Source organism: Hymenobacter sp. B81, assembly GCF_044628455.1.
Taxonomy (GTDB): domain Bacteria; phylum Bacteroidota; class Bacteroidia; order Cytophagales; family Hymenobacteraceae; genus Solirubrum.
The window spans coordinates 1,313,483-1,334,944 of the sequence record NZ_JBIYZW010000002.1 but is presented as its reverse complement, the minus strand read 5'-3'; the positions used below and the strand labels follow the sequence as shown (position 1 = coordinate 1,334,944).

General features: G+C 63.4%; 21 protein-coding genes and 1 tRNA gene. 5 read left to right on the top strand and 17 right to left on the bottom strand.

Going from position 1 to position 21,462, the window contains the following annotated elements:
* Window positions 1-604: 604 nt before the first annotated feature.
* The 9 genes from ACE191_RS16850 to rpmH form a co-directional block, all read right to left on the bottom strand.
* Window positions 605-1,876: a serine hydrolase gene (locus tag ACE191_RS16850; RefSeq protein WP_400193406.1), complete on the bottom strand. Its 1,272-nt coding sequence runs from the start codon at window positions 1,874-1,876 to the stop codon at window positions 605-607.
* Between the two features lie 57 nt (window positions 1,877-1,933).
* Complete coding sequence (locus ACE191_RS16845) at window positions 1,934-3,139, bottom strand: hypothetical protein (RefSeq protein WP_400193405.1); 1,206 nt, start codon at window positions 3,137-3,139, stop codon at window positions 1,934-1,936.
* Between the two features lie 98 nt (window positions 3,140-3,237).
* Window positions 3,238-4,572: an APC family permease gene (locus tag ACE191_RS16840; RefSeq protein ID WP_400193404.1), complete on the bottom strand. Its 1,335-nt coding sequence runs from the start codon at window positions 4,570-4,572 to the stop codon at window positions 3,238-3,240.
* Window positions 4,573-4,726: 154 nt separating this feature from the next.
* Window positions 4,727-5,236, bottom strand: coding sequence for a DUF2480 family protein (locus ACE191_RS16835; RefSeq protein WP_400193403.1), 510 nt, complete (start codon window positions 5,234-5,236; stop codon window positions 4,727-4,729).
* Between the two features lie 348 nt (window positions 5,237-5,584).
* Complete coding sequence (gene tsaB / locus ACE191_RS16830; RefSeq protein WP_400193402.1) at window positions 5,585-6,274, bottom strand: tRNA (adenosine(37)-N6)-threonylcarbamoyltransferase complex dimerization subunit type 1 TsaB; 690 nt, start codon at window positions 6,272-6,274, stop codon at window positions 5,585-5,587.
* 270 nt (window positions 6,275-6,544) lie between these two features.
* Window positions 6,545-7,084 carry a hypothetical protein gene (locus ACE191_RS16825; protein ID WP_400193401.1) on the bottom strand — a complete coding sequence of 180 codons (540 nt, stop codon included), beginning with the start codon at window positions 7,082-7,084 and terminating at the stop codon, window positions 6,545-6,547.
* A 75-nt stretch (window positions 7,085-7,159) separates the two neighbouring features.
* Window positions 7,160-8,866 carry a S41 family peptidase gene (locus ACE191_RS16820; RefSeq protein ID WP_400193400.1) on the bottom strand — a complete coding sequence of 569 codons (1,707 nt, stop codon included), beginning with the start codon at window positions 8,864-8,866 and terminating at the stop codon, window positions 7,160-7,162.
* Window positions 8,867-8,895: 29 nt separating this feature from the next.
* A complete protein-coding gene (locus ACE191_RS16815) occupies window positions 8,896-9,330 on the bottom strand; it encodes a ribonuclease P protein component (RefSeq protein WP_400193399.1) in 435 nt (144 codons plus the stop codon).
* Between the two features lie 40 nt (window positions 9,331-9,370).
* Window positions 9,371-9,529 (bottom strand): 50S ribosomal protein L34, encoded by a 159-nt coding sequence (gene rpmH, locus ACE191_RS16810; protein WP_151080736.1) that lies wholly within the window; start codon window positions 9,527-9,529, stop codon window positions 9,371-9,373.
* Window positions 9,530-9,694: 165 nt separating this feature from the next.
* Between rpmH and ACE191_RS16805 the strand changes: the two genes are divergently transcribed.
* Both ACE191_RS16805 and ACE191_RS16800 read left to right on the top strand, forming a co-directional pair.
* A complete protein-coding gene (locus tag ACE191_RS16805; RefSeq protein ID WP_400193398.1) occupies window positions 9,695-11,425 on the top strand; it encodes a M61 family metallopeptidase in 1,731 nt (576 codons plus the stop codon).
* A gap of 56 nt (window positions 11,426-11,481) precedes the next feature.
* Window positions 11,482-12,306, top strand: a complete 825-nt coding sequence (locus tag ACE191_RS16800) for a hypothetical protein (protein WP_400193397.1) — start codon at window positions 11,482-11,484, stop codon at window positions 12,304-12,306.
* Window positions 12,307-12,382: 76 nt separating this feature from the next.
* Here the strand turns inward: ACE191_RS16800 and ACE191_RS16795 are convergent, their stop codons facing one another.
* The 4 genes from ACE191_RS16795 to ACE191_RS16780 all read right to left on the bottom strand — a co-directional run bounded on the left by ACE191_RS16795 (window position 12,383) and on the right by ACE191_RS16780 (window position 15,185).
* Window positions 12,383-12,685 (bottom strand): hypothetical protein, encoded by a 303-nt coding sequence (locus ACE191_RS16795; protein ID WP_400193396.1) that lies wholly within the window; start codon window positions 12,683-12,685, stop codon window positions 12,383-12,385.
* 62 nt (window positions 12,686-12,747) lie between these two features.
* Window positions 12,748-13,674, bottom strand: a complete 927-nt coding sequence (locus ACE191_RS16790; protein ID WP_400193395.1) for a PfkB family carbohydrate kinase — start codon at window positions 13,672-13,674, stop codon at window positions 12,748-12,750.
* 97 nt (window positions 13,675-13,771) lie between these two features.
* Window positions 13,772-13,845: transfer RNA gene (locus tag ACE191_RS16785), tRNA-His, on the bottom strand.
* Window positions 13,846-13,928: 83 nt separating this feature from the next.
* Window positions 13,929-15,185 (bottom strand): hypothetical protein, encoded by a 1,257-nt coding sequence (locus ACE191_RS16780; RefSeq protein ID WP_400193394.1) that lies wholly within the window; start codon window positions 15,183-15,185, stop codon window positions 13,929-13,931.
* 128 nt (window positions 15,186-15,313) lie between these two features.
* Between ACE191_RS16780 and ACE191_RS16775 the strand changes: the two genes are divergently transcribed.
* On the top strand, window positions 15,314-16,735 hold the full coding sequence (locus ACE191_RS16775; RefSeq protein WP_400193393.1) for a DEAD/DEAH box helicase: 1,422 nt from the start codon (window positions 15,314-15,316) through the stop codon (window positions 16,733-16,735).
* Between the two features lie 68 nt (window positions 16,736-16,803).
* A complete protein-coding gene (locus ACE191_RS16770) occupies window positions 16,804-17,385 on the top strand; it encodes a PAS domain-containing protein (RefSeq protein ID WP_400193392.1) in 582 nt (193 codons plus the stop codon).
* 21 nt (window positions 17,386-17,406) lie between these two features.
* On the opposite strand, the gene ACE191_RS16765 is transcribed toward ACE191_RS16770, so the two are convergent.
* The 3 genes from ACE191_RS16765 to ACE191_RS16755 form a co-directional block, all read right to left on the bottom strand.
* Window positions 17,407-17,859, bottom strand: a complete 453-nt coding sequence (locus tag ACE191_RS16765) for a hypothetical protein (protein ID WP_400193391.1) — start codon at window positions 17,857-17,859, stop codon at window positions 17,407-17,409.
* Window positions 17,860-17,957: 98 nt separating this feature from the next.
* Complete coding sequence (gene upp / locus ACE191_RS16760) at window positions 17,958-18,635, bottom strand: uracil phosphoribosyltransferase (RefSeq protein WP_400193390.1); 678 nt, start codon at window positions 18,633-18,635, stop codon at window positions 17,958-17,960.
* Between the two features lie 171 nt (window positions 18,636-18,806).
* A complete protein-coding gene (locus ACE191_RS16755) occupies window positions 18,807-19,355 on the bottom strand; it encodes a YceI family protein (RefSeq protein WP_400193389.1) in 549 nt (182 codons plus the stop codon).
* Window positions 19,356-20,040: 685 nt separating this feature from the next.
* Between ACE191_RS16755 and ACE191_RS16750 the strand changes: the two genes are divergently transcribed.
* Window positions 20,041-20,736, top strand: a complete 696-nt coding sequence (locus ACE191_RS16750) for a hypothetical protein (protein WP_400193388.1) — start codon at window positions 20,041-20,043, stop codon at window positions 20,734-20,736.
* Window positions 20,737-20,806: 70 nt separating this feature from the next.
* On the opposite strand, the gene ACE191_RS16745 is transcribed toward ACE191_RS16750, so the two are convergent.
* Window positions 20,807-21,355 carry a hypothetical protein gene (locus ACE191_RS16745; protein WP_400193387.1) on the bottom strand — a complete coding sequence of 183 codons (549 nt, stop codon included), beginning with the start codon at window positions 21,353-21,355 and terminating at the stop codon, window positions 20,807-20,809.
* Between the last annotated feature and the right edge of the window lie 107 nt (window positions 21,356-21,462).

Sequence of the window (21,462 nt, the reverse complement as noted above, 5' to 3'; positions counted from 1 at the left end):
CGAAGAAACAGCAACCTTGTCGTTTTCACCACTCTCTCAAAGAACGTGCGAATCCCATCTGGATTCCGTGCCGAAGCCTACTGCTTCGGATCGTTGACCACCCGTGTGGCGGCCGTTGTTGTGTTTGGGGTGGCAAAGGTACCACCTTCTTTCGGTAGCTGCAAGTCCCCGGGCAAGTTTTTTTCCGTCGCCCGAAGCGGCGAGCCGCCCCGACCGGGCGGCGAAACCGGACGACAAAGGTAGCAACCGCACCCCGCTCTTTCCAAGTTCCCGGCCCGCTTTTTTTTCGCGGTGCCTGCGTCAGCCCTTCGCGGCCGCCTCCGAACGAAGCGGGCTGCAAAGGTAACCAAACCGGCGCCGCTGAAGCAAGACCCAACCCCAAAAAAAACTTTTCAACTTCTTACTATTGCTGAAACCTGACTGCTCAGGCGTCGTACAGTAGTGGTTGAGCAACCCGCGTTTCGGATTGGGAGTGCAAAGGTGCACGCTCTTTCCGGCCTTTGCAAGGTGTAGCTGCCATTTTAGTCCTGTCCCAGCCCGAATGATTGTCGACCAAGCTCATTTTGTGAGGCTTAGCGAGTCATATTATTTTAAACATTTTCCATCACGGTTGCGCCATTCGGCTTCTTTGCTGCTCATAGCGGTAAAAAGCCTGTCCTAAGTGCGCCAGGAAAGGGAGCCCGACTGTGTCATACTCATAGTGGCCGTCGTTGATAATCCCGTCGGAGTTGACGTAAACAACGGCGCTAAGTAGGAACTCCACTCCTGCTGACTCGTCGATAAAATAGGCGCAGTCGGACAGGTAGCCGTGCGACATGCCTACTATATTATACAGGCGCAGATTTGGCTGCGGTGCGATTTGCGGGGAGCGGCCGTAGTACAGGTACTTTTTATAGGCCGCGAAATAGCGTGGAGCAGCATAAAGGTTGAAGCCCGATTCCGACGGAGTAGCTCCCAGATAGTAGCGCAGGAACGCATAATCGGTTGGGGCCAACCCGAGCTTGTTACTGAGAGTAGAGTTGTCGGGTAGTACGATGGCCGATAGCAGGTCGTGTACGCTTTGCAGGGGCAGGTAATTAGCTGTGGTGAAGTCGTAGGGCCTCGGTACTACTTTCCCTACGACCTGATGGGCCCGTCCTTTCAGCACGCGGCCGATGGGGGGGCGCAAGACCTCCTGATTGCAGGCGGCCGGCTGCTTATATATAATAGTACCGGCGCCGTCGTGAAAGGTAATGGGATTGGTGCAGCGGTTGGCCGCGGTGTCGCAGGGGGCAAAGCGGCGGGTGATGCGCACTTGCGGCAGATCCAGCTGGCGCAGGCGCTGGTGCAGGTATTCTTGGCCCAGAAACTCGTAGAGGCGGTTGTAGGCTTGGTTGTCGCTGACCAGCAGCATGCGCTTGATATAGTTCCCCACGCTGGCTACCCGATCCGAGTCGGCAGGGGCGGCGAAGGGTGCGACGGTCTGGCAGCGGCCGGCAGCGCCGGTAGCCATAATGGTGTTGCGCGTGAGTTGCGGCACCTGGGCCCGCAGGCGGTTCAGCTTTTCCAGAGCCAGTACCGCTACGGGCAGCTTCACCAAGCTGGCCGGGTTGAAGTAAGCTCGCTCGTCTAGCCGGTAGCTGTACTGGGTGAGGTGGGCACGCCGTTGCGCGTCGCGGTCGATGCGGGTGTAGATGACCTGCAGCTCGTAATGGGCCGCCCGGCTGACCACCGGCGCCAGAGCCGGGGTGCGGCGCAGAATGCTGTCAAGGGGGTTGGCAAACTGCGGCGCCGGGCGGCCGAGCTCCGGGGAGGCAGGCTGCTGCAAGGGCGCAAGGCTCTTGAGGGCAATCAGCCCCAGCAGCTTCCACGCGTTCCAGCCCAGCCCCAGCATCATCTCACGCCTGTTTTATTACTCGTTTGTACTCTCTCAATTGCCTTGTACTCGCTAGGACTATTCAGCGGGGGTTTGCCGCCGCGTAGCGAGCAATAGGTTGGAGGCGTTGACTCGCCAGTTGTAACCCGTGCCGAAGGGCAACGGCCGCGGCTTGCGCACCGAATCCTGGTAGGCTTGGGTGAGAACGGGCTGGTAGTACATGGCAAACATCGGAATCGGCTTCTGGTAGGTGCCGTAGTGCACGAAGCGCCAGTCAGCGGGCTGGAAGTACTTCATGGCAATGCCCGAGTCGTCCTGCAGCACGTAGCGGCTGCGCTCCAGGATGAGGTTACGTACTTGGCTGAAGTAGGGCTTGTGCATGAGGTAGGTAGCCGACTTCACGTAGGTGGTCAGCGGGCCGAGGCTGCGCACGTACTGCAGCACGGCGCCCTTGGTCTGGGTGAGCTTCCAGTCGCCGAGGTCAGCGGAGAAGTAATACACTTTCTTTTCCTGCCCCGCAGCCGAGCGCAGCTGCACCTCTACCCCGGGAATCAGCTTCGAGGCGGCAGCGAGGGAGTCGGCGGGTTGTAGCTGGCCTTCCCGGTCGAGCTGCACGTACTGCACGCCGGTAACCTGGTGCTGGGTGCGGGCGGCAAACAGCAGGATAAGCGGCAGAGCCCCGTCCAGCTCCACCGATTTCAGGTCGACGGCCATGCTGTTGGTGCGGAAGAAATTGAAGTTGAGCACCGACCAGAGCGAGGTTTTCACGGCCGAGAACAGCCGCGGGTTTTGCAGCGAGGCCGCCCCGGGCACCGAGCCCACCGGCTCGAGGCCTACCAAGACATAAGTGCTGCTGCCGGGGAATACAGTGGCCGCGTTCAGAAAATCGGGGCCGCTGAAGGGGTAGAACACCACCGGGCTGAGGCGGCGCACCGAGTCCAGCTCCTGCCGGGCCCAGGTTTCCATCTTATCGGTACGGGTGCCGTGGTACTGCTGCCAGCTGCGGTCGGCATCGGCGGCGAAGCGCTGCCACTCGGGGCCGGCCGTGAGGGCGCGCAGTTCCGAGCCCTGGCTCACGGGCAGGCCGGCCAGAAAAGCGGCCACGTCGTGCACGGCGGTGGTGTCGGGGGCAGGTGGCGGGGTGGGCGCGGCGGGGCGCACTACGGCCGTATCGGCGGCGGGAGCCGGGCGGGCAGTTTCGGTAGCGGCGGGTTGGGGGTCGGAGCAGGCGGCGGTGACCAGCAGGGCGCCCGCCACCCAGTACCGGCGCAGCAGAGCGGGCATGGGAAGGATGTAGCTAATGGGGCTGGCAAGATAGCGAACCACGCGGGCGGCAGCCAGCTTACCCCGGGCCCGCCTCAGCCTACTAGCCCACTACCCCCCTACCCTACCGGCGGCTGCGGGCGCAGCCGACCCACGCCCACCACCAGCCCGTACACCAGCAGGCCCAGCAGCACGGTAGCCAGCCCCAGCACCGACTCCAGGAATTTGTCGCGCAGCAGAAAAAGCAGCGTCCAGCCGCTCAGGGCCAGAAACACCAGCGGCGTGAGCGGGTAGCCCCAGGTACGGTAGGGCCGCGGCAACTCGGGCTGCCGCCAGCGCAGCACAAACAAGCCCAGCACCGTCAGAAAGGTGAACAAGTTCAGCACAAAGCCCGCGTACACGAGCACCTGCTCGAAGGTGGCCGTGATGATGAACAGCACCGTGAGCCCCGATTGCAGCAGCGTGGCCCGTACCGGCAGCCCGCGCCGGTTGCGCCGCCCCAGCCAGCGTAGGGCCGGCAAATCTTCGCCCATGGTCTGGGTGATGCGCGGGCCGGCAAAAATCATGGAGCTGACGGTGGACACCAGCAGCAAGGCAATGACGGCACCCATGAGCTGCCCGATGCCCACTCCGAAAATCTGGTTGGCCGAGAGGTAGCCCACTTCCAGCTGCCCGGCCAGCGTACCCAGCGGCGTGGTGCGCAGAAACACGTAGTTCAGCAGCACGTACAGGGCCACCACCACGGCCGTTCCCACCAGCAGCATGCGGGGCAGGCTGCGCTGGGGCTGCTCCACTTCGCCGGCCAAATACACCGCCGCGTTCCAGCCCGAGTAGGCGTACGACACGTAAATGAGCGACACCGCGAAGGCCGGCGACAACAGCTGCTGCCAATCTACCGCGGTGGGCACGAAGCGCAGGGGCTGCGGCTCGGCCAGCAGCCCGGCCCCGATGAACAACAGCAGCAGCCCCACCTTGAGGGCCGTGGCCGCCACCTGAAAGCGGCTGCCCGCCCGGGCGCTGCGCACGTGCACGGCCGTGATGAGCACCACCACCGCCAACGACAGCCCCCCCGCGTGCAGCCCCGGCCACACGCTGACCGCGTAGCGCCCCAGGGCCATGGCCGCCAGCGCCGTGGGAGCGGCAAAGCCCACCGTGGCCGACACCCAGCCCGACAAAAAGCCTACTGCCGGGTGGTAGATGCGCGACAAATAGTGGTACTCGCCCCCCGAGCGCGGCAGCGCGGCCGCCAGCTCGCCGTAGCACAGCGCCCCGCACAGGGCAATCAGCCCGCCCACCAGCCACAGCATGAGCAAGGCAAAGCCGCTTTCGATGCTGAGTACCTGAAAGCCCAGGCTGGTAAACACCCCCGTGCCCACCATGTTGGCCACCACAATGGCAATGCCGGTGTAGAGGCCGATGCGGTAGACCGGAACGCTGGGCGGGGGTTGATTCATGCGCGCAGGATGGGTGGTAAAGATGCGGGATAAAGAACGGCATCCCGCAACAAAGCCGGAGGACCTTCCCGCTGCCGACTTAGTCGGAGTCACGCACCGGGGGTACGCGGGGAAAGGTCCTCCGGCTTCGCCGCAGGCTCACGACTGGGTTCGGTTACGCCTTGGGGCGCTTGTACAGAGGCACGGTGCTGCACGGCTCGCCGTACATCAGGCTGGCAGCTACCGGCAGCAGCTTCTGCATGATGGCCACGTAGGCGTAGGTGGGCACGGGGTCCTGGCCGCAGCCCTTCACCACCACCTTGGCGTCGCGGTAGTCCTCGGCATTGACGGCGGCAATGGCCTCGTGGAACAGCTCCTGCTCCAGGGCGTCGAGCGAGCCGAACACGTAGCGGTGGGCATGGCCCTGCAGCTTCGAGGCCAGCAGCATGTAGGCCCAGGTGGGCACAATGGCGTCGGCCGAGCAGATGATGGCCACGTTCTTGCCGGCGTACTGGCTCCAGTCGTGGGTTTTCACGAAGTCGCGGAAGTCCTTTTCGCGCAGGATCAAGCCGTGGAAGAGGTTGTCCTTGATGTCGTACACCACCCGCTCGCCGGGGTGCTTGAGGTCTTCGAGGTTGAAGCTGACCAGGGCGCTTTGCGCCACGCGGTTAATGATTTCGTCCATGGTGGTAAGCTGGCTAGCGACGGCCGCCGGGGCCGCTGCCGGTAAAACAACGCCCGGCGGGTTTCGTTCGGTGCCCGGCGCCGCGGCAAAGGTAACCGCCGCGTGCCTGCCCCGCTACGCCCTCGGCGCCGCCGCGGCCGCAGCCCGAAAAATGCTTGCGCTGACGCGTAGGATCTTCGAGCCAACGCCTGGGAGACTCGCGCGCCCCCTCAGGACGCTCGCGCCGCCGCGCAGGATGCTCGCGCTGAAGCCTATGACTTCCGCGCGCCCACTCCGAACCCCGGTGCCGGCCTAGCAAATGCTCGCGCCGGGGTTCCTACCCCTCGCGGGCCAGTTCCTACCGGGCGCTCAGCCCTGCTTGGGGGTGGTGGTGTACACTTCCTTCAAATAGAAGGGCTCGTAGTAGGCCACGTCGCGGAACTCCTGGCGGGCGTAGGCGGCTTCGGCTAGCCGGGCCACGGCAATGGCCGCGGGCTGCACGTCGGCCACGAACAGGGCGTGGGGCTGCCCGGCCACCAGGGGCTCAAACTTGGCCGCGCCGCTGCCAAAAAACACCACCGGCCCCTCGGCCAGTTCGGCGGCGAAGCTCTCGGGGCTGAGAATGAGGGGTGCGGGGGCCAGCAGCTCGGTGCCGTCGGCGCGGTACAGGGCGGCGTACACCTCCATGCGGCGGGCATCGAGCAGGGGCGCGAAGCGGTAGCCGGCGGCGCCGGGTATCTGCCGAGCTACCTGGTGCGCCAGGGCGGGCAGGGTGCCCACCGCCAGCAGCGGCAAGCCCAGGGCGTAGCACAGCCCCTTGGCCGCGGCGGCGCCAATGCGCAGGCCAGTGTAGGAGCCCGGCCCGTCGGCCACGGCCACGGCCGACAGCTGCGCGAGCGTAAAGCCAGTATTCGAGAGCATCTGCTCGATGAGCACGGTGAGGTGCGAGGAGTGCGACTTGTCGAGGCGCAGCTCGGAGGCGGCCAGCAGGGCGCCGTCGTGCAGCAGGGCTACCGAGCAGACGGGCGAAGACGTTTCGAGGGCGAGGATGAGGGGCATGGCGAGCAAAAATACGCCGGTCGGAAGCTTTCTGCGCAGCAGCCCAGCCGTAGAGCCGCGCCCCGTAAGTAGCCTTTGGCCTATGGGAACAACCGAGCGGCCGTGCAGCGGCACCCTCCGGGGCGGAAACGTGCCGCTGCGTGGCCGCTCAGGAATATGCCAAAGCCGGCCTTCTACCATTATGGCGCCGCTACGCGGCTGGGGAATTGGCTGAGGCGCGTTTATACCACACCCTGCAGGGCGGCTTAGGATTCGATGCCTTTTGCTAAGTCAGGAACGAGAATACTCCGGCGAGTCGGCTTGCCGGGCGGCGTAGAGGCGGTTGATGCGGGGCTGAATAAACCAGATGCCGATGGGCCAGTTTGCCAGCAACAGAAAAGGGATGGTGTATTCGCCTAAACTGGGGCGCCGCTTCTGCTCAATGGCAACCAGCAGCGCGGCCGGCAGCCAAACGGTATGCCAACGGGCAAACAGCACGTAGAGCATGGGCAGCATGGCCCAGCCTTTGGCTTTAATGGAAGTACCCGTGACGTGGAAATCGTCGCTTGCCAGCAGCAAGCTGACTGCCAATGCCACTAACACGACTACTACGTCAAACAGAAACCAGGCAACATTGAATTTGTAGCGTGGCCCATCTTCTAGGTACAGGCTATTGCCCAGCAGGCCCAGCCAGATGAGCACCAAACCGCTCGTCAGCAGCGCCAGCACGTCGCTGACCAGTTCGTCGCGTACAAACCAACTGAGCACGGTGGGAGCCGCGAGCAGCAGAAAGATTTGCCAATGTTTGGCTTGCAGGACGGGGTTGGTCATGGACGGAGGAAGGCAACAAAAAAGCAGACCCGCGGTGAGGTCTGCTTTCGAGAGGCAAAGGTAGGGCCCGGCGGGCTACTGCTTGTTGCTGGTGGTGCCGGAGCTTTTCATGGCGCTGGCCGATTTGCCGCCGGGCTTGAGCAGGGAGGCGTAGCGGGGCTGGTCGTTGAGCACCTGCACGGCGGCCAGGATGTTGGGGTCGTCGTCGAACGAGGCCTCGATGCCACCCTTCTGGAAGTAGTAGCGCGACACGATTTCCTGCTCGAGCAGCTCCCGGATTTCGGGCTTGAAGCGCACCAGGTCGTTGCTCTTGTTGGTCGACACCTTTTTGCGGATGGCTTCCAGCTCGGCCTTCACGTCGTCGTAGTGCTTTTCGTCCTTGGCTTCCTTGGAGAGGCTGGCCAGGGCTTTTTCTACGTGGGTGGAGTAGTTGATGTCCTTGCCCTGCAGAAACTGCACGAACTTCTGGTAGTCGGCGTCGCTGAGCTGAAACTCGCGGGCCGGCGCAATGGTGGGGTGCTCGGCCCGGTAGCGGGTGGCGAAGTCGAAGAGGTAGTTTTTCTGGAGCAGCACGCGGGTGATTTCCGCAATTTCGGGGTCTTTCACCTCCACGTCGGGGGCCACGCCGCCGCCGTCGTACACCACGCGGCCGGCCTGGGTTTTGAATGCCGTGCGCAGCGAATCGGGAAACTTGCCCAACGAACCGTCGTCGGCGCGGTGAGCATAGTCGATTTCCTGGATGCAGCGGCCGCTGGGAATGTAGTACTTGGCGGTAGTCACCTTCAGCTGCGAGTTGTAGCTCAGCGGGCGGGTGGCCTGCACCAGCCCCTTGCCGAAGGTCCGCTCCCCAATGATGACGGCGCGGTCGTAGTCCTGCATCACCCCCGTCACAATTTCGGAAGCCGAGGCCGAGCGGTTGGAGGTGATGATGGCCAAGGGAATCTGGGTGTCGAGCGGGGCGTCGAGGGCCTTGTAGGTTTTGTTCCACTCGGTCACCTTGCCCTTGGTGCTCACGATGTCGAGCCCCTTGTCGACAAACAGGTTGGAGATGTTCACCGACTCGTTGAGCAGGCCACCGGGATTGTCGCGAAGGTCGAACACGATTTTCTTGGCGCCCTGCTCCTTGAGCTTGGTCACGGCATTACGCACCTCGCGGGCCGCGTCCACGGTAAAGCCCGAGAGCTGGAAGTAGCCGATGTCGTTGGTGAGCATGCCGTAGTAGGGCACGTTGTCCACCTGAATCTTGTCGCGGGTAATGTTGATTTCGGCCGGCTGCTCCTGCCCGTAGCGGGTCACCATCAGCTTCACGGTGGAGTTGGCCTGGCCCTTGAGCAGCTTGCTGATGTCGGAGTTGGTTTTCTTGTCGAGGCTCACACCGTTGATCGACAGAATCTCGTCGCCAGGCAGCAGGCCGGCTTTTTGGGCCGGGTAGCCCTCGTAGGCCGTTTGCACTACCGTCTTGCCGCCGCGCTTCACCACAATGGCCCCAATGCCACCGTACTGGCCGGTGGTCATGGTGCGGAAGTCTTCGATGTCGTCCTCGGGAATATAGTTGGTGTAGGGGTCCAGCGACTTCAGCATCGCGTCGATGCCGGTCTTCACCATCTTGGCGGGCGTCACCTCGTCCACGTAGTACGTGTTCACCTCCTTGAAGAGGGTGGCGAAGATGTCGAGGTTCTTGGCTATTTCGAAGTACCGCTCGCTGTCGGTCGAAACCGTTTGGGCCGAAAACAGCAGGGTAGCACCGGCCAGCAGGCCGAGGGTAGATTTGCGAACGTTCATAGGGCAGGCAACTGTATCAGGACAGACGCTCAGACCGTTGGCGAAGTTGCGTTGGGGGCCGTGGCTCCGCCGCCGGGGGTGCGTAACAAACGCTCCAGCCCTGAAATTAATTTATTCTCCACGATGGCGAAAGGCTTTTTTTCCTTGCCGGTGTAGATGATGGCCAGCTGGCCCACGCCGTGGCCGCCCGGGGCTTCGAGTAGGCGGTGTTTGTTGAGCCGGTAAGCCTCGCGCAACAGCCGCTTGAGGTAGTTGCGGTCGACGGCCCGCTTGAAGCTGCGCTTGGATACGCTTACCAGTACCTGGGGCGGCTCGGTGGTAGTCAGCTCGGGCCGGGGCCGCCATACCAGGCGCAGGGGGTATAAACCAAAAGAAGAACCCTGGCCGAAAAGCTCGTCGATGAGCTTCTTGCGGCACAAGTGTTCTTCTTTCGGAAATTCGTAGGAGCGCGCACCCGGCGTCATAACGTTCAGCTGGGGCGAGGGGGCAGCAGCCGTCAGCAGTTTAGCGCTTATGACGGCCTTCGTCCGACACGGTCAGGCGCTTGCGGCCTTTTTTACGACGGGCAGCCAGGGTGCGGCGGCCGTTAGCGGTTTCCATGCGCAGACGGAAGCCGTGTTTGTTACGACGCTTGCGCTGCGAAGGCTGAAACGTTCTTTTCATGACGTGGCACGGTTAGGTAAGGCCGGCAAAGGTAAGAACTTGCGCCAACAAAGGCAAGCATCGGCTATTCAGGGGCTAAGAAAGTTCGGGCAGCCGCGCACTTTGCTGCCTTCGCCTGCGTATTCCCCCGTAGCTTTGTAGAGCGTTTCGCGCCCGGTGCCGCCCATGATTCACTACTACGTTTCCTTTCAGAACCCGCTCACGTTCTACCTGCAAGTGCAAATGCAGCTGGCCGTGCCGGCCGACGCCGCCCCGCTGGAGTTGCAATTGCCCGCCTGGCGGCCCGGCCGCTACGAGCTGCAAAACTTCGGGCAGAAAATTCAGCGCGTGGAAGCCTGCGACGCGGCTACCGGGCAGCCCCTGTCGCTGCAGAAACTCACCAAAGACCGCTGGCAGGTGGCCGACGCGGCCGGGCGCACCGTGCGGGTGCAGTACAACTTCTACGCCCACCAGATGGATGCCGGCGGCTCCTGGCTCGACGAGTCGCAGCTGTACCTGAACGGGATTCAGTGCTTCATGTATGCCGAAGGCCGCCGCACCGAGTCCTGCGAGCTGCACCTGGCGTTGCCCGAAAACTGGCAGGTGGCCTGCGGCATGAAGCAATTGGCGCCGCACGTGCTCCAGGCCGCCTCGTTCGACGAGCTGGTAGATTCGCCGCTGATTGCCTCCCCCACGCTGCACCACGCCCGTTACGAGGCCGGGGGCCTGCCCTTCCACGTGTGGATGCAGGGGGAACTGCAGCCGCGCTGGGACGTGATTCTGCGCGACTTCCAGGCTTTCACCGAGGAGCAGTTGCGGCTGTTCGGCTCGTTTCCGGCGCGGGAGTTTCATTTCCTCAACGAAATCCTGCCCTACAAGCACTACCACGGCGTCGAGCACCTCACCTCCACCGTCATCGTGCTGGGCCCGGCCGAGCTGCTGATGACCGAGGGGCTGTACAAGGAGTTTCTGGGCGTGAGCTGCCACGAGCTGTTTCACTGCTGGAACATCAAGACCATCCGGCCCGCCGAGATGATGCCCTACGACTACACCCGCGAGAATTACTTCCGCACCTGTTTCGTGGCCGAAGGCATTACCACCTATTACGGCGAATACCTGCTGGCCCGCGCCGGGGTGCGCGCCGCCGAGCAGTACTTCGACGAGCTGAACACGGTGCTGCGCAAGCACTACGACGACCACGGCCGCTACAACCTCTCGGTGGCCGACGCTTCCATGGATCTGTGGCTCGACGGCTACAAGCCCGGCGTGCCCGACCGCAAAGTGTCGGTGTACCACAAAGGTGCTTTGGCGGCTTTGCTGCTTGATCTGCACCTGCGCCGCCGGCACAACCACCAGCGTAGCCTCGACGACGTGATGCGCCGCCTGTGGCTGGAATTCGGCCAGCCCGGCATCGGCTATACCGAGGACGACTACCGCCGCCTCGTAACGGAAGTGGCCGGTGAAGACATGAGCTGGTACTTCGAGCAGCACATCTATGGCACGGCCGAGCTGGAAGGGCCGCTGGACGACGCACTGCACTTCGTGGGCTGCACCTTGATGGTACAGCCCAACGCCTCGGCTTCCGAGGGCCGGTTCGGCTTCCGCACCATCGTCAAAAACGAGCGTACCGAGGTAACCGACATCTACCCCGATTCGCCGGCCGCCCGCGGCCTGACCGTGGACGACCAGGTAGTAGCCGTGAACGGCCGCCGCGTGGATATGAACCTGCAAACCCTGCTCAGCAGCGGGCAGCCCAGCTACGATTTTACGGTCTTTCGCCAGGATCGGCTGCTGACGGTAAGCATCTCGCCCGAACCAACACCCCGCTACTGGAATAAGGTTACCGTCGACAAGCTGCCCGCGGCTACCCCGGCCCAGCAGGCCAGTTTCCGGCAGTGGCTGAAGCAGGATTTTTAATTTTTGCTCCCGGGCCCGCCACCTTTTCCGCTTCTCCTTTCCACCTTCCCCGCCCTATGTTTCCGCTTCGTCCGCTGCCGGCCCTGCTGGGTTTGAGCCTGCTGACTGCCTGCTCGCTGCGGATGCAGCCGGGGGAGCGTGCCCGCCCGGGCACCGTGCCACGCTCGGCCCCGCCCCTGCCGGGCACGGTGGGTGGCCCCAGTCGCCCCGTACCGCCCACCATCTACCGCTTTGGCACTTTCGACACGCTGCTGGTCAACGGGCGGGTGCTGCGGCTGTACCCGGCGCCGCGCGGCACCTACGAAAAGCTGCCCCTGCAACCCTGGCTGGTAAGTGAGGAAGCGGCTGAAGGCGACGAGTTCGACCCCGAAGCCGAGGAACGCCGCCACCTGCTGCAGGCCGGCGAGCGGGTAAAGCGCCAGGGCTACGCGCTGCAGCTGCGCTGCCAGAACGGCAAAACCGTGCGCCTGGTCAGCAACCCCGTCGAAACCGAAACCGGCAACATCTTCTACCAGTACCTGGCGGCGCTGCCGGGCATTCATAGCTGGCTGGTGGCGGTGCACCTCTACGAAGGCGGCTACTTCCTGCTCATCGACCAGCACACCGGCCGCCAGACGGTGGTCTGGAGCCCGCCTTCCGTTGCACCCGACGGCCGCTACTTCGTGTGCGGCTCCTCCGACGTGCTGGCCCGCTACGAGCCCAGCGGCCTGCAGGTGTGGCGCATGCAGAACGGCCGCCCGCAGCTGCAGTGGGAGCGGCAAACGGAGTGGGGCATGAGTCAGCCGCGCTGGCTGAACAACCACACCATTCTGTTCGAGCAGGACTTTTTCCACAACGGCGACGTGGATACCCGCGTTATGCGCCTGACGTTGCCGGACTAAAGCAGCTTAGTTGAGCGGCTCACAAAAAAGCCCCGCCGGAAACGTCCAGCGGGGCTTTTTTTACGGATTGCCTGGCTTAGTCGCCTTTGCGGCCGGGACCTTTCTGGCTTTTGTCAACCGACATGGGCCAGTTGCCCTGCGGGTTGCTGCGCGGCTTGTTGGTATTGGCCGAGCGCACATCGTCTTTGTTGCCGCCCGGCGTGTTGCCCTTGGTCTGATTGCCTTCTTCGGAAATCGGATTGCGGCTCACGTTCTGCACCTTGGTTCCGCCGCTGTTCGACGAGGGAATCTGGCTGTTTTCCAGGTGGGTCTCCGGGTTAGAGTTCGGAATCAGCTCCTGGTTCTTGTTATGGTTGTGTTTGCTCTGGCTCTGTGACATGGTCGGGACGTTTTAGGGAAAACGAATACCTCTTTTACCCCAAGCCCGGCCCCCGGGTTGCCTTATTGGGCCAATACTTCTTCCACGCGCACCAGGTCGCCGAACTGCTTCTCGCGCTGCTGGATTTCTTCCGGGGTCAGGTTCAGCAGGCGCTCGGTGCCGAATTTCTCCACGCAGAACGAGGCCATGGCCGAGCCGTGAATCACGGCGCGTTTCATGTTCTCGAAGCTGATGTCATCGGTGGCGGCGAGGTGGCCGATGAAGCCGCCCGCGAAGGTGTCGCCGGCGCCGGTGGGGTCAAATACCTCTTCCAGCGGCAGGGCCGGGCAGAAGAAGATCTGTTTTTTATGGAACAGTAGGGCGCCGTGCTCCCCTTTCTTGATGATCAGGAATTTCGGCCCCAGCGCCAGAATTTTGCGCGCGGCCTTCACCAGCGAGTATTCGCCCGAAAGCTGGCGGGCTTCCTCGTCGTTGATGCTGAGCACGTCCACCATCTGAATGGTTTGCAGCAGCTCGTCCAGGGCAATGTCCATCCAGAAGTTCATCGTGTCCATCACAATGAGCTTGGGGCGGTTCACCAGGCGCTGAATCACCAGGCGCTGAATCTGGGGCGTGAGGTTGCCCAGCATCAGATACTTGCAGTCCTGGTAGGCGTCGGGGATGATGGGGTCGAAGTCGGCCAGAACGTTCAGCTCGGTCACCAGTGTCTCGCGCGAGTTCAGGTCGGTGTTGTACTTGCCCGACCAGAAAAACGACTTCTCGCCCTGCTTGATCTGCAGACCTTCGGTGTCCACGCCGTGCTCCTGTAGCGTCATGATGTCGCGCTGCGGAAAGTCGTCGCCCACTACGGCCACCAGCTTCACGTTTTTGGTGGAGTAGGAAGCGGCCAGGGAAACGAAGGTGGCGGCGCCGCCGATGATTTTATCGGTTTTGCCGAAGGGCGTTTCGATGGCATCGAAGGCCACGGAACCAATGACGAGCAGGCTCATAGACGCGGAAAAAGGGTCAGTAAAAAGTGAATGGCGCAGGGTAAACCCGGGCCAACATAAAAAAAGTCCCCGGAGCTGGGCTTCGGGGACTTAAGTGGGTAAGTAATGGGGCTCGAACCCACGACCTTCGGAATCACAATCCGACGCTCTAACCAGCTGAGCTATACCTACCGTGTTGGCTTTAGTGGCGCAAAGATAGAACGGGAATGATTCCCCGCAAAAAAAATCTACGCCCAGCGGGCTGCTTTGGCCGCTTAGTAGTCCTTCAGGGCCACGCGCTGCAGCTCCTGCCAGTTCACCGAGCCGGCGTTGATGGGTGTGTTGCTGCCGTAGTAACGGCCTTGCCCGTCGGTATATACGTGGTTGTAGCCGGCGTCTACTTTCACCCACTCGCCGGTGCTGGGGTCGGCGTATTTTTCTTTTTCCCGGATGGCGTCCACCGCGTACTCGTGCTGGCGGTCCTGGCTGCGCGAGCGGTCCAGGTAGGCGCTGTGCTGCTGGTCCATCTGGTTCATACGGTCCTGGTAGGCGGCCGTGTTGGCCGCGCCCTGCCGCTGAATGTCGGCCATACGGGTTTCGTGGCCGCGCCGGCTGATATCGGCCCAACGCTGCTGATCGGCCAGGTTTTGCTCGCCGGCCTGCAGATTGGCCCGCTGTCCGCGCTGCACCACGTCGCTGTTGAGCCGCTGCCACTCGGGGTTGCGCACGATGGACTCCTGCGCCACCCGGGTATGGGCGTAGCTGGCGGCCAGGTCGCCGCTGGTTTGGGTGATGGAAGGCACCACCTGCCAGGCGTAATAGGTTTCGCCGTTGCTGCGCATGGTTTGCAGGCTCAGGCGGCACTCCACCCGGGCCCTGCGCCCGTTGCCCAGCACGCCGTCGAGGTAGGCGCTGGAGTTGACCACCTGGTTTTCGGCGGGCTTGGGGGGCACGGCGGTTTCGTTTTGCAGGTCGCGCAGCTGCAGGCCGCGGCGGGCCAGCTCGGGCAGCAGCACCCGCTTGATGTACACCAGGGCCGACATGGGCGCCAGTTCGGCGGGGTTGGTATTGGGAATGCCCATGCTTTGCATCTGGGCACGCATGTTGTTCGTCATCGGCCCCTCGCTGTAGGTGTATTCCATGGCCGGCAGGTATTCGATCTGCTGATTGCCATCGGGCGAGCGAAGCGCGAGGTAGATCTGCGGACTCGGCACGGCGCCGTTCCACTTGCGCTTAAACGACTGCTTGGCCTGCCAGTCGCGCGGCACCTTCAGGGCGAAGGCCACCACGTTGTTCAGATCGGGGTCGATGATGCCCAGCAGGCGGTACGGGGCTTCGGCGGTACCCTGGGCGGCCGAAGCCGCGGTGGCGGGAACTGCCGCGTTCTGGGAAGTGGACATGGCCGGGGAAGTTTGGGAAGTGGCAGCCGGAGCGGTGGTGCCGGCGGCGGCTTCGCCGGCGGCGGATTTGGGACTCTCGCAGGCGCTCAGGCAGCAGGCCAGCAGCAGCCCCGGGTAGGCAGGCAGACGCATAACAAAGCCGGAATGGTGTGTTGCTGAATTTCACCATTATTTATCAGATAAGCACTATTGAGCCGGACGAAAAACGCCCCGGCTTAGCTGGTCCAACCATTCGCGCCCCGAAGCGGTACCTTTGCTCTATGAACGAGACTCCCGCCGCTGCTTCCTTCGACGACTTCAAGCTGAACAAGCAGTTGCTTATGGCCGTGGCCGAAGCGGGCTTTACCGAGCCCACGCCCGTGCAGCAGCAAACCATTCCGCTGCTGCTGGCCGGCCACGACGTACTGGGCATTGCCCAGACCGGTACCGGCAAAACCGCCGCTTTCGGCCTGCCGCTGCTGATGAAAGTGAAATACGCCCAGGGTACCCACCCGCGGGCCCTGGTGATGGCGCCCACCCGCGAGCTGGCCATGCAGCTGGAAGCCCACCTGCAGAAGCTGGCCGTGCACACCGACCTGCGCATTTTTGCCATCTACGGCGGGCTGGGGCCGAAAACGCAGATCGAAACCATTGCCCGCGGCGTCGACATTCTCATTGCCACGCCCGGCCGCCTGATGGAGCTGTACCTGAAGGGCGACCTGGTGCTGAAGGAGCTGAAAACCCTGGTGCTCGACGAGGCCGACAAGATGATGGACATGGGCTTCATGCCCCAGATCCGGCGCCTGCTCGAAGTCATTCCGCGCAAGCGCCAGAACGTGCTGTTCTCGGCCACCATGCCCGACAAGGTGACGACCCTCAGCGAGGAATTCCTCGAGTTTCCGGTGCGCGTGGAAGTAACGCCCCCGGCCCAGCCGGCCCAGACGGTAACGCAGACCATGTACCGCGTGCCCAACCTCGTGACCAAGATCAACCTGCTGGGCTACCTGTTCCGCGACCAAGAGACGTTTCACCGGGTGATGATCTTCTGCCGCACCAAGGAGCACGCCGAAAACGTGGCCCACTTCCTGGCGCGCAAAGTCACGGGCGAGGTGCGCGCCATTCACGGCAACAAGGGCCAGAACGTGCGCATCAACAGCATGGAGGCCTTCAAGGCCGGCGAGCTGCGCTTCCTGGTGGCTACCGACGTGGCCGCCCGCGGCATCGACGTGCCCCAGGTGAGCCACGTCATCAACTTCGACGTGCCGCTGGTCTACGACGACTACGTGCACCGCATCGGGCGCACGGGGCGAGCCCAGCACACCGGGGCGGCCATTACCTTCGTCAACGAGGCCGAGGTGCACCACGTCGGGCGCATCGAGGAGCTGATCAAGCAGCAGATTCCCGAGCTGCCCATTCCGCCCGAGGTCAAGATTGCCGAAACCCTGTTCGACGAGCAGCAGGCCATTGCCAAGGAGCTGGACACCCAGCGCCGCCGCCTCGACCCCGACTTCAAGGGCGCCTTCCACGACAAGCAGGAGTGGCTCAAGACCGGCGAAACCATCGACAAGCGCACCGGCAAAACCTACGAGGGGCCGCAGAAAAGCAAGAAGGGCGGCAAGGCCAACCCCTCCAAGCGCAGCGCCTCCAAGCCCTCGGTGAAGGCGGCCAAGGCCGCCCGCGCCCGCAACAGCCGGCGCAAGTAGCCCCCCGGTCGGAGTAGAAGCGGAAATGGGTATCTTCCCCGGGTCCGCTTCACTTCAGCCCCGCCGCCATGTCAACCGGAAGCTCCTCGTCGCCGAATCCCTTTCTGAGCCATGTGCTGAGCGCCTGGCGCACCGTCAATGGCAGCCTCGACGACGGCGAACCAGCCGCGGCGGAGCAAGTGCCCGCACACATCTGGGCGGCGCTGGAGCGCGACTGTTTCGTGTTTGCCTACGACGTGCTGCGCCAGCCCGACGGCTACCTCTACCTCAGCCCCGGCGTGGAAAAGGTGCTGGGCGTTGCGGCCGCCGAGCTGAACATGCGACGCTTCTACGACCGCCTGCACCCTGATGACGCCCCGCTGGTAAGCCGGGCCAGTGAGCTGGCCCTCGCGTTTCTGGCCCGCGAAGGCGTGTCGCTCGCCGGGCTGAGCTACACCGTGGATTTCCGCCTGCGCCACGCCCACGGCCACTACGTGCGGGTGCTGCGCCAGAACGTGGTGGTGGAAACCGCCCCCGACGGCCGCATTGCCGTGCTGGCCGGCGTGGTCACCGATATTTCGGCCCACAAAACCACGGGGCCGGTAGTGGCCGCCCTCTCCTACCCCGGCTTTGACGCCTACCTGCGCGAGCAGGGCTGGACGGGAGAGTAGCCGGCCAGCCTTGCCCGTGCCTTAGCGGTGGAAGATGGGCAGGTGGCTGAACTTGATGCTCAGGAAGGTGAAGGCCGCGCCCCACAGCAGCGCGCTCCAGAACATGTGCAGCAGAATCTGCTGCCGCCGCACGCCCAGCATGGTGGCCAGCACGGTACCGCCGATGGGCGTGAACAGAATGGGCGTGAGAAAGGCAATGCCGCTGATGCCGAAGCGCTGAAACACGCGCACGATGGTGCGGGTGCGCCGGGTGAACACCGGCTGGTGGCGCAGGCGGCGGCGGCGCTGCAGGTGCGCGGCCCAGGCCCGGCCCACCCCCGAAAACACCGCCACGCTGGTCATCATGCCCGCCACCGTGAGGGCCAGGGTCTGCGCAAACGACAGCCCCGCGGCCGCGCCCGTTACGGGGCCGCCGATGAACTTGACCATGCTCAGCAGGAAAACCGAGGCGTATTTGAGAAGGTGCGGTAACACGGAAGCAGCGGGAAAAGCGAACAGCTGCGCAGCTAACGCCGAAGCAGGAGTTTTAATACCCCCGCTTCTACGTTTGGGTTCATTATTACTGGGTTAAATCAAAGCTTGCTGCCGTAGGCCAGGTCGCCGGCGTCGCCCAGGCCGGGCACGATGTAGGCGTGCTCGTTGAGGCGCTCGTCGAGGGCCGCCAGCCAGAGCTGGGCCTCGGGTACCTCCTGCATCACGTGGCGCACGCCCTCGGGCGAGGCAATGACGGCGGCAATGTGCACCTGCCGGGGCCGCCCAAAGCGCAGCATGGCGCGGTAGGTAAGGGCCAGCGACTTGCCGGTGGCCAGCATGGGGTCGGCCAGGATGAGCACGCGGCCGTCGAGGTTGGGGGCCGAGAGGTAGTCGACCTGCACCTCCACCCGCGAGGTGGCCTCGATGCGGTAGGCGGCCACGAAGGCCGAGGGCGACTGGTCGAAGTAGTTCAGGAAGCCTTGGTGAAAGGGCAGGCCGGCGCGCAGCACGGTGGCCAGCACCGGAAAGTCGCTCAGCAGCTCGCCCGTCGACTCGGCCAGGGGAGTCTGCACGGTTTTGTGGGTGTAGTCGAGCTGCGAGCTGATGCGGTAGGCAATGATTTCGCCCAGGCGCTGCAGGTTGCGGCGGAAGCGCAGCGAGTCGCGCTGCACCGTCACGTCGCGCAGCTCGGCGAGGAAGTGGTTGGCAATGCTGGGCTCGGCGCACACAATGTGCACGCGGTCGTTTGAGGTTAGCGCTTCCAGATCGGGTACCACGGGCAGGCAGGTTGGGTGAGGAGGATGGCCAGCCCCGCCAGGGGGCCGTACCGCGCCCCGAAGTTGGCAAAAAACCGCGCAACCCCGGCTATCGGCCCGGGCGAACGGCCCGCAAAAAGGGGTGCCCCGGCCCACGGCCGAAGCACCCCTACGCTGGTAGCAGCGGCGCGCTTAGGCGGCTACTTCCTCTTTTACTTTGTTGAACTGCACGTTGGCGTAGAGCTTCACGTCGTCGCCCACCACGATGGTGCCGGCCTCGGTGATGCCGTTCCAAGTCAGGCCATACTCCTTGCGCGAGACTTTGCCCGTGACCTCGAAGCCCACTTTCTCGTTGCCGTAGAAGTCGGTGGCCGTGCCGCCGAACTCCACGTCCAGCTCCACGGGCCGGGTGGTTTCGCGCAGGGTCAGGTTGCCGCTGAGCTTGTACGTGTCGCCGCCCGTCTTGCGCAGCGCGGTCGACTCGAACACCAGCTGGGGGTGGTTCTCGGCGTCGAAGAAGTCGGCCGACTTCAGGTGCGTGTCACGCTGCGCCTGGTTGGTGTCGATGCTGCTGATGTCGGCCGTGAAGCGCACGCGGGCGGTTTCGAAGTTGTCGCCCTCGGTTTCCACCTGGCCGTCGAAGGTCTTGAACGTGCCCGTAACGGTGGAAATCACCAGGTGCTTCACTTTAAACTGGACCTCGGAGTGCATCGGGTCGATTACCCATTTGGTAGTGGCCATGACGTAGGGGGGTTGGGGTGAAAGGTGAAAAGGGTTGTGTGGCTGAAGGTACTGGTTTGCCGCAACCAGAGTCGGGACCCGTAAGAGGCCACGCTACCGGCTGGGTCAGGCAAATATACGAAATCAATGTACATACATCTATTGTACCTACATATTTTATTCGGGCGGAGTTCCCCGAAACCGAAGCGGGCCCCTGGCTAGCACCTCTACCCTGCTGCCGGTAGGCTGTCCTGGCCCTATGGCAAGAAGACCAGGCGCAAGCCTCGCGCACCGGGCTGAGGGCTATGGCGGCTCGTTCCGGCCGCCCAAAACCGCGGAACCTTATGCCGCAAACCGGTTTCGGCGGGCGGAAAATGGCTTACGAAGCTCCCCAACGGGATTTCCGCAGGTCGAAACCGGGTTGCGGAGCTCTGCAACGGCGTTTCCACCCGTGGAAACCCGTTTGCAGAGCTCCGCAAATGGGTTTCCGCCCGCCGAAAAGGAGTTGCGGAGCTTCACAAATGAGTTTCCGCATGCAGAAACTCATTTGTGAAGGTTTTGCGGGTTCGGTTTAGGTGCCGGGAAAGCCCGGAGCGGCATCCCTGCGCCCCCGGGCTACCCAACCAAGATTATTTCCTGGCACCCGGTGCGTCGATGGCATTATCCGGCTATATTCCAGTACTCTAACCTTCATCCAATCAGTCTTATGGAGCCCACTCCACTTATCAAGCCCCCCGTTGGGAGCCTGCCCCGCAAAACGGCGCTACTGCCCGACAACGACCAACAGCTGGCCGACTTGGCCGTGTTTGCCGCCAATTACTGGCCAACCCAGAGCTGGCTCACGCTGCGCTACACGACGGCGGCCGCGTTTCAGCAGCAGGCCACGGCCTACCACGCGGCGGTGGCCTCGCGCCAGCGCATCGGCAGCGCCCGCCCCATCGACGCCGACGAGCTGCTGAGCCTCGACGCGCAGATCGACGAGCACCTGTACCGCGTCAAAAACCGCCTCATCGACCAGCACGGCAAGCGCCGCGCCCCGGCGCACTACGCGGCGGTGGGCATTATCAAGTACCGGGGCGGCTACATCATCGACCGCGAACGAAGCCGGCGCGCGGCCGCCCTGCAACAGCTGCTGCAAGGCTTGGTGAGCGAGGACATTGCCGACGGCGACTTTGGCACCGCGTTCTGGCAGCCCATTGCCACCCGCTACGGGCAGCTGGTGACCCAACTCACCGACACCAACGGGGCGGTAGCGCGGGCCGTGGGCCAGAAAGACGCCATGCGCGAGGCCGTGGAGCAGGTGCTCTCGAGCCTGGCCAAGGTGCTGGAGGACAACTACCCCGACAAGAAAGCCTACCGCGCCGAGCTGCGCGCCTGGGGCTTCCAGCGCGAGATGTACTAAGCGGGGCTGTTACCTGCGAAACGGCCGTTGTTCCTGCCCGGAGCAACGGCCGTTGGGCTTTATCAGGCCCCTAGTATTGCCAGTTGCCGTAGCGCACCAGCAGGTCTTGGCACTGATACGGCAGCCAGCAGGCATAATCGTACCACAGCATGCCCTGGATGCCCTTGGTTTTGGAAACCACCAGCTTCTGCAGCTGCGACATATGCGAAGCCCGGCCGCTGTAGCTGACGCTGAACACGTACAGGGGCTGCTGCGGGGTACCCTGAACGGTATCGAGGCTTACCCAGTAATACTGCAGACCACCGTTGCGCGTACGGGCAAAGCAGGCCCATTTGTCGCCGATACGGGCGTCGAAGCGCAGGAACACGTTCTCTTCCAGACTGGCTGGGGCATCGGGAAACCACTGAGGGTGCTCCTGATGTAGCTGGCGAATCCACTGCTTTATCTGCCGGCTCTTGACTGAGTCGGCGTCGGGCGCCCACTCGGTCATTTCCGGGTTGATGGCCAACCAGACGGTATCCTCTTGCTGCCGCAGCGTCAGCGCAGAACCAATTTTCTGGTCGTAGTACAGGTAGATTTCCCAGTAGGTCTTGCCGTTGCGCCGAACAGGTTTCGGCAAGATGCGCGCCCGGCTATCCGTCAACCGCCGGTTGCTGGCCTCGGGCAGTTCGCCTTTCACGAGCACCGGGCTAAAGCCTTGCTGCCGGGGCATCCGGGGAAACAGGT

Coding starts and splice junctions, on each gene's coding strand:
- ACE191_RS16790 (WP_400193395.1), bottom strand. CDS start 13,674: ATGAGCCTGCTCGTCATTGGTTCCGTGGCCTTCGATGCCATCGAAACG.
- ACE191_RS16750 (WP_400193388.1), top strand. CDS start 20,041: ATGGAGCCCACTCCACTTATCAAGCCCCCCGTTGGGAGCCTGCCCCGC.
- ACE191_RS16755 (WP_400193389.1), bottom strand. CDS start 19,355: ATGGCCACTACCAAATGGGTAATCGACCCGATGCACTCCGAGGTCCAG.
- ACE191_RS16825 (WP_400193401.1), bottom strand. CDS start 7,084: ATGACCAACCCCGTCCTGCAAGCCAAACATTGGCAAATCTTTCTGCTG.
- ACE191_RS16795 (WP_400193396.1), bottom strand. CDS start 12,685: ATGTCACAGAGCCAGAGCAAACACAACCATAACAAGAACCAGGAGCTG.
- ACE191_RS16835 (WP_400193403.1), bottom strand. CDS start 5,236: ATGGACGAAATCATTAACCGCGTGGCGCAAAGCGCCCTGGTCAGCTTC.
- ACE191_RS16840 (WP_400193404.1), bottom strand. CDS start 4,572: ATGAATCAACCCCCGCCCAGCGTTCCGGTCTACCGCATCGGCCTCTAC.
- ACE191_RS16800 (WP_400193397.1), top strand. CDS start 11,482: ATGTTTCCGCTTCGTCCGCTGCCGGCCCTGCTGGGTTTGAGCCTGCTG.
- tsaB (WP_400193402.1), bottom strand. CDS start 6,274: ATGCCCCTCATCCTCGCCCTCGAAACGTCTTCGCCCGTCTGCTCGGTA.
- ACE191_RS16815 (WP_400193399.1), bottom strand. CDS start 9,330: ATGACGCCGGGTGCGCGCTCCTACGAATTTCCGAAAGAAGAACACTTG.
- ACE191_RS16780 (WP_400193394.1), bottom strand. CDS start 15,185: ATGCGTCTGCCTGCCTACCCGGGGCTGCTGCTGGCCTGCTGCCTGAGC.
- ACE191_RS16770 (WP_400193392.1), top strand. CDS start 16,804: ATGTCAACCGGAAGCTCCTCGTCGCCGAATCCCTTTCTGAGCCATGTG.
- ACE191_RS16850 (WP_400193406.1), bottom strand. CDS start 1,876: ATGATGCTGGGGCTGGGCTGGAACGCGTGGAAGCTGCTGGGGCTGATT.
- ACE191_RS16775 (WP_400193393.1), top strand. CDS start 15,314: ATGAACGAGACTCCCGCCGCTGCTTCCTTCGACGACTTCAAGCTGAAC.
- ACE191_RS16805 (WP_400193398.1), top strand. CDS start 9,695: ATGATTCACTACTACGTTTCCTTTCAGAACCCGCTCACGTTCTACCTG.
- rpmH (WP_151080736.1), bottom strand. CDS start 9,529: ATGAAAAGAACGTTTCAGCCTTCGCAGCGCAAGCGTCGTAACAAACAC.
- ACE191_RS16845 (WP_400193405.1), bottom strand. CDS start 3,139: ATGCCCGCTCTGCTGCGCCGGTACTGGGTGGCGGGCGCCCTGCTGGTC.
- ACE191_RS16820 (WP_400193400.1), bottom strand. CDS start 8,866: ATGAACGTTCGCAAATCTACCCTCGGCCTGCTGGCCGGTGCTACCCTG.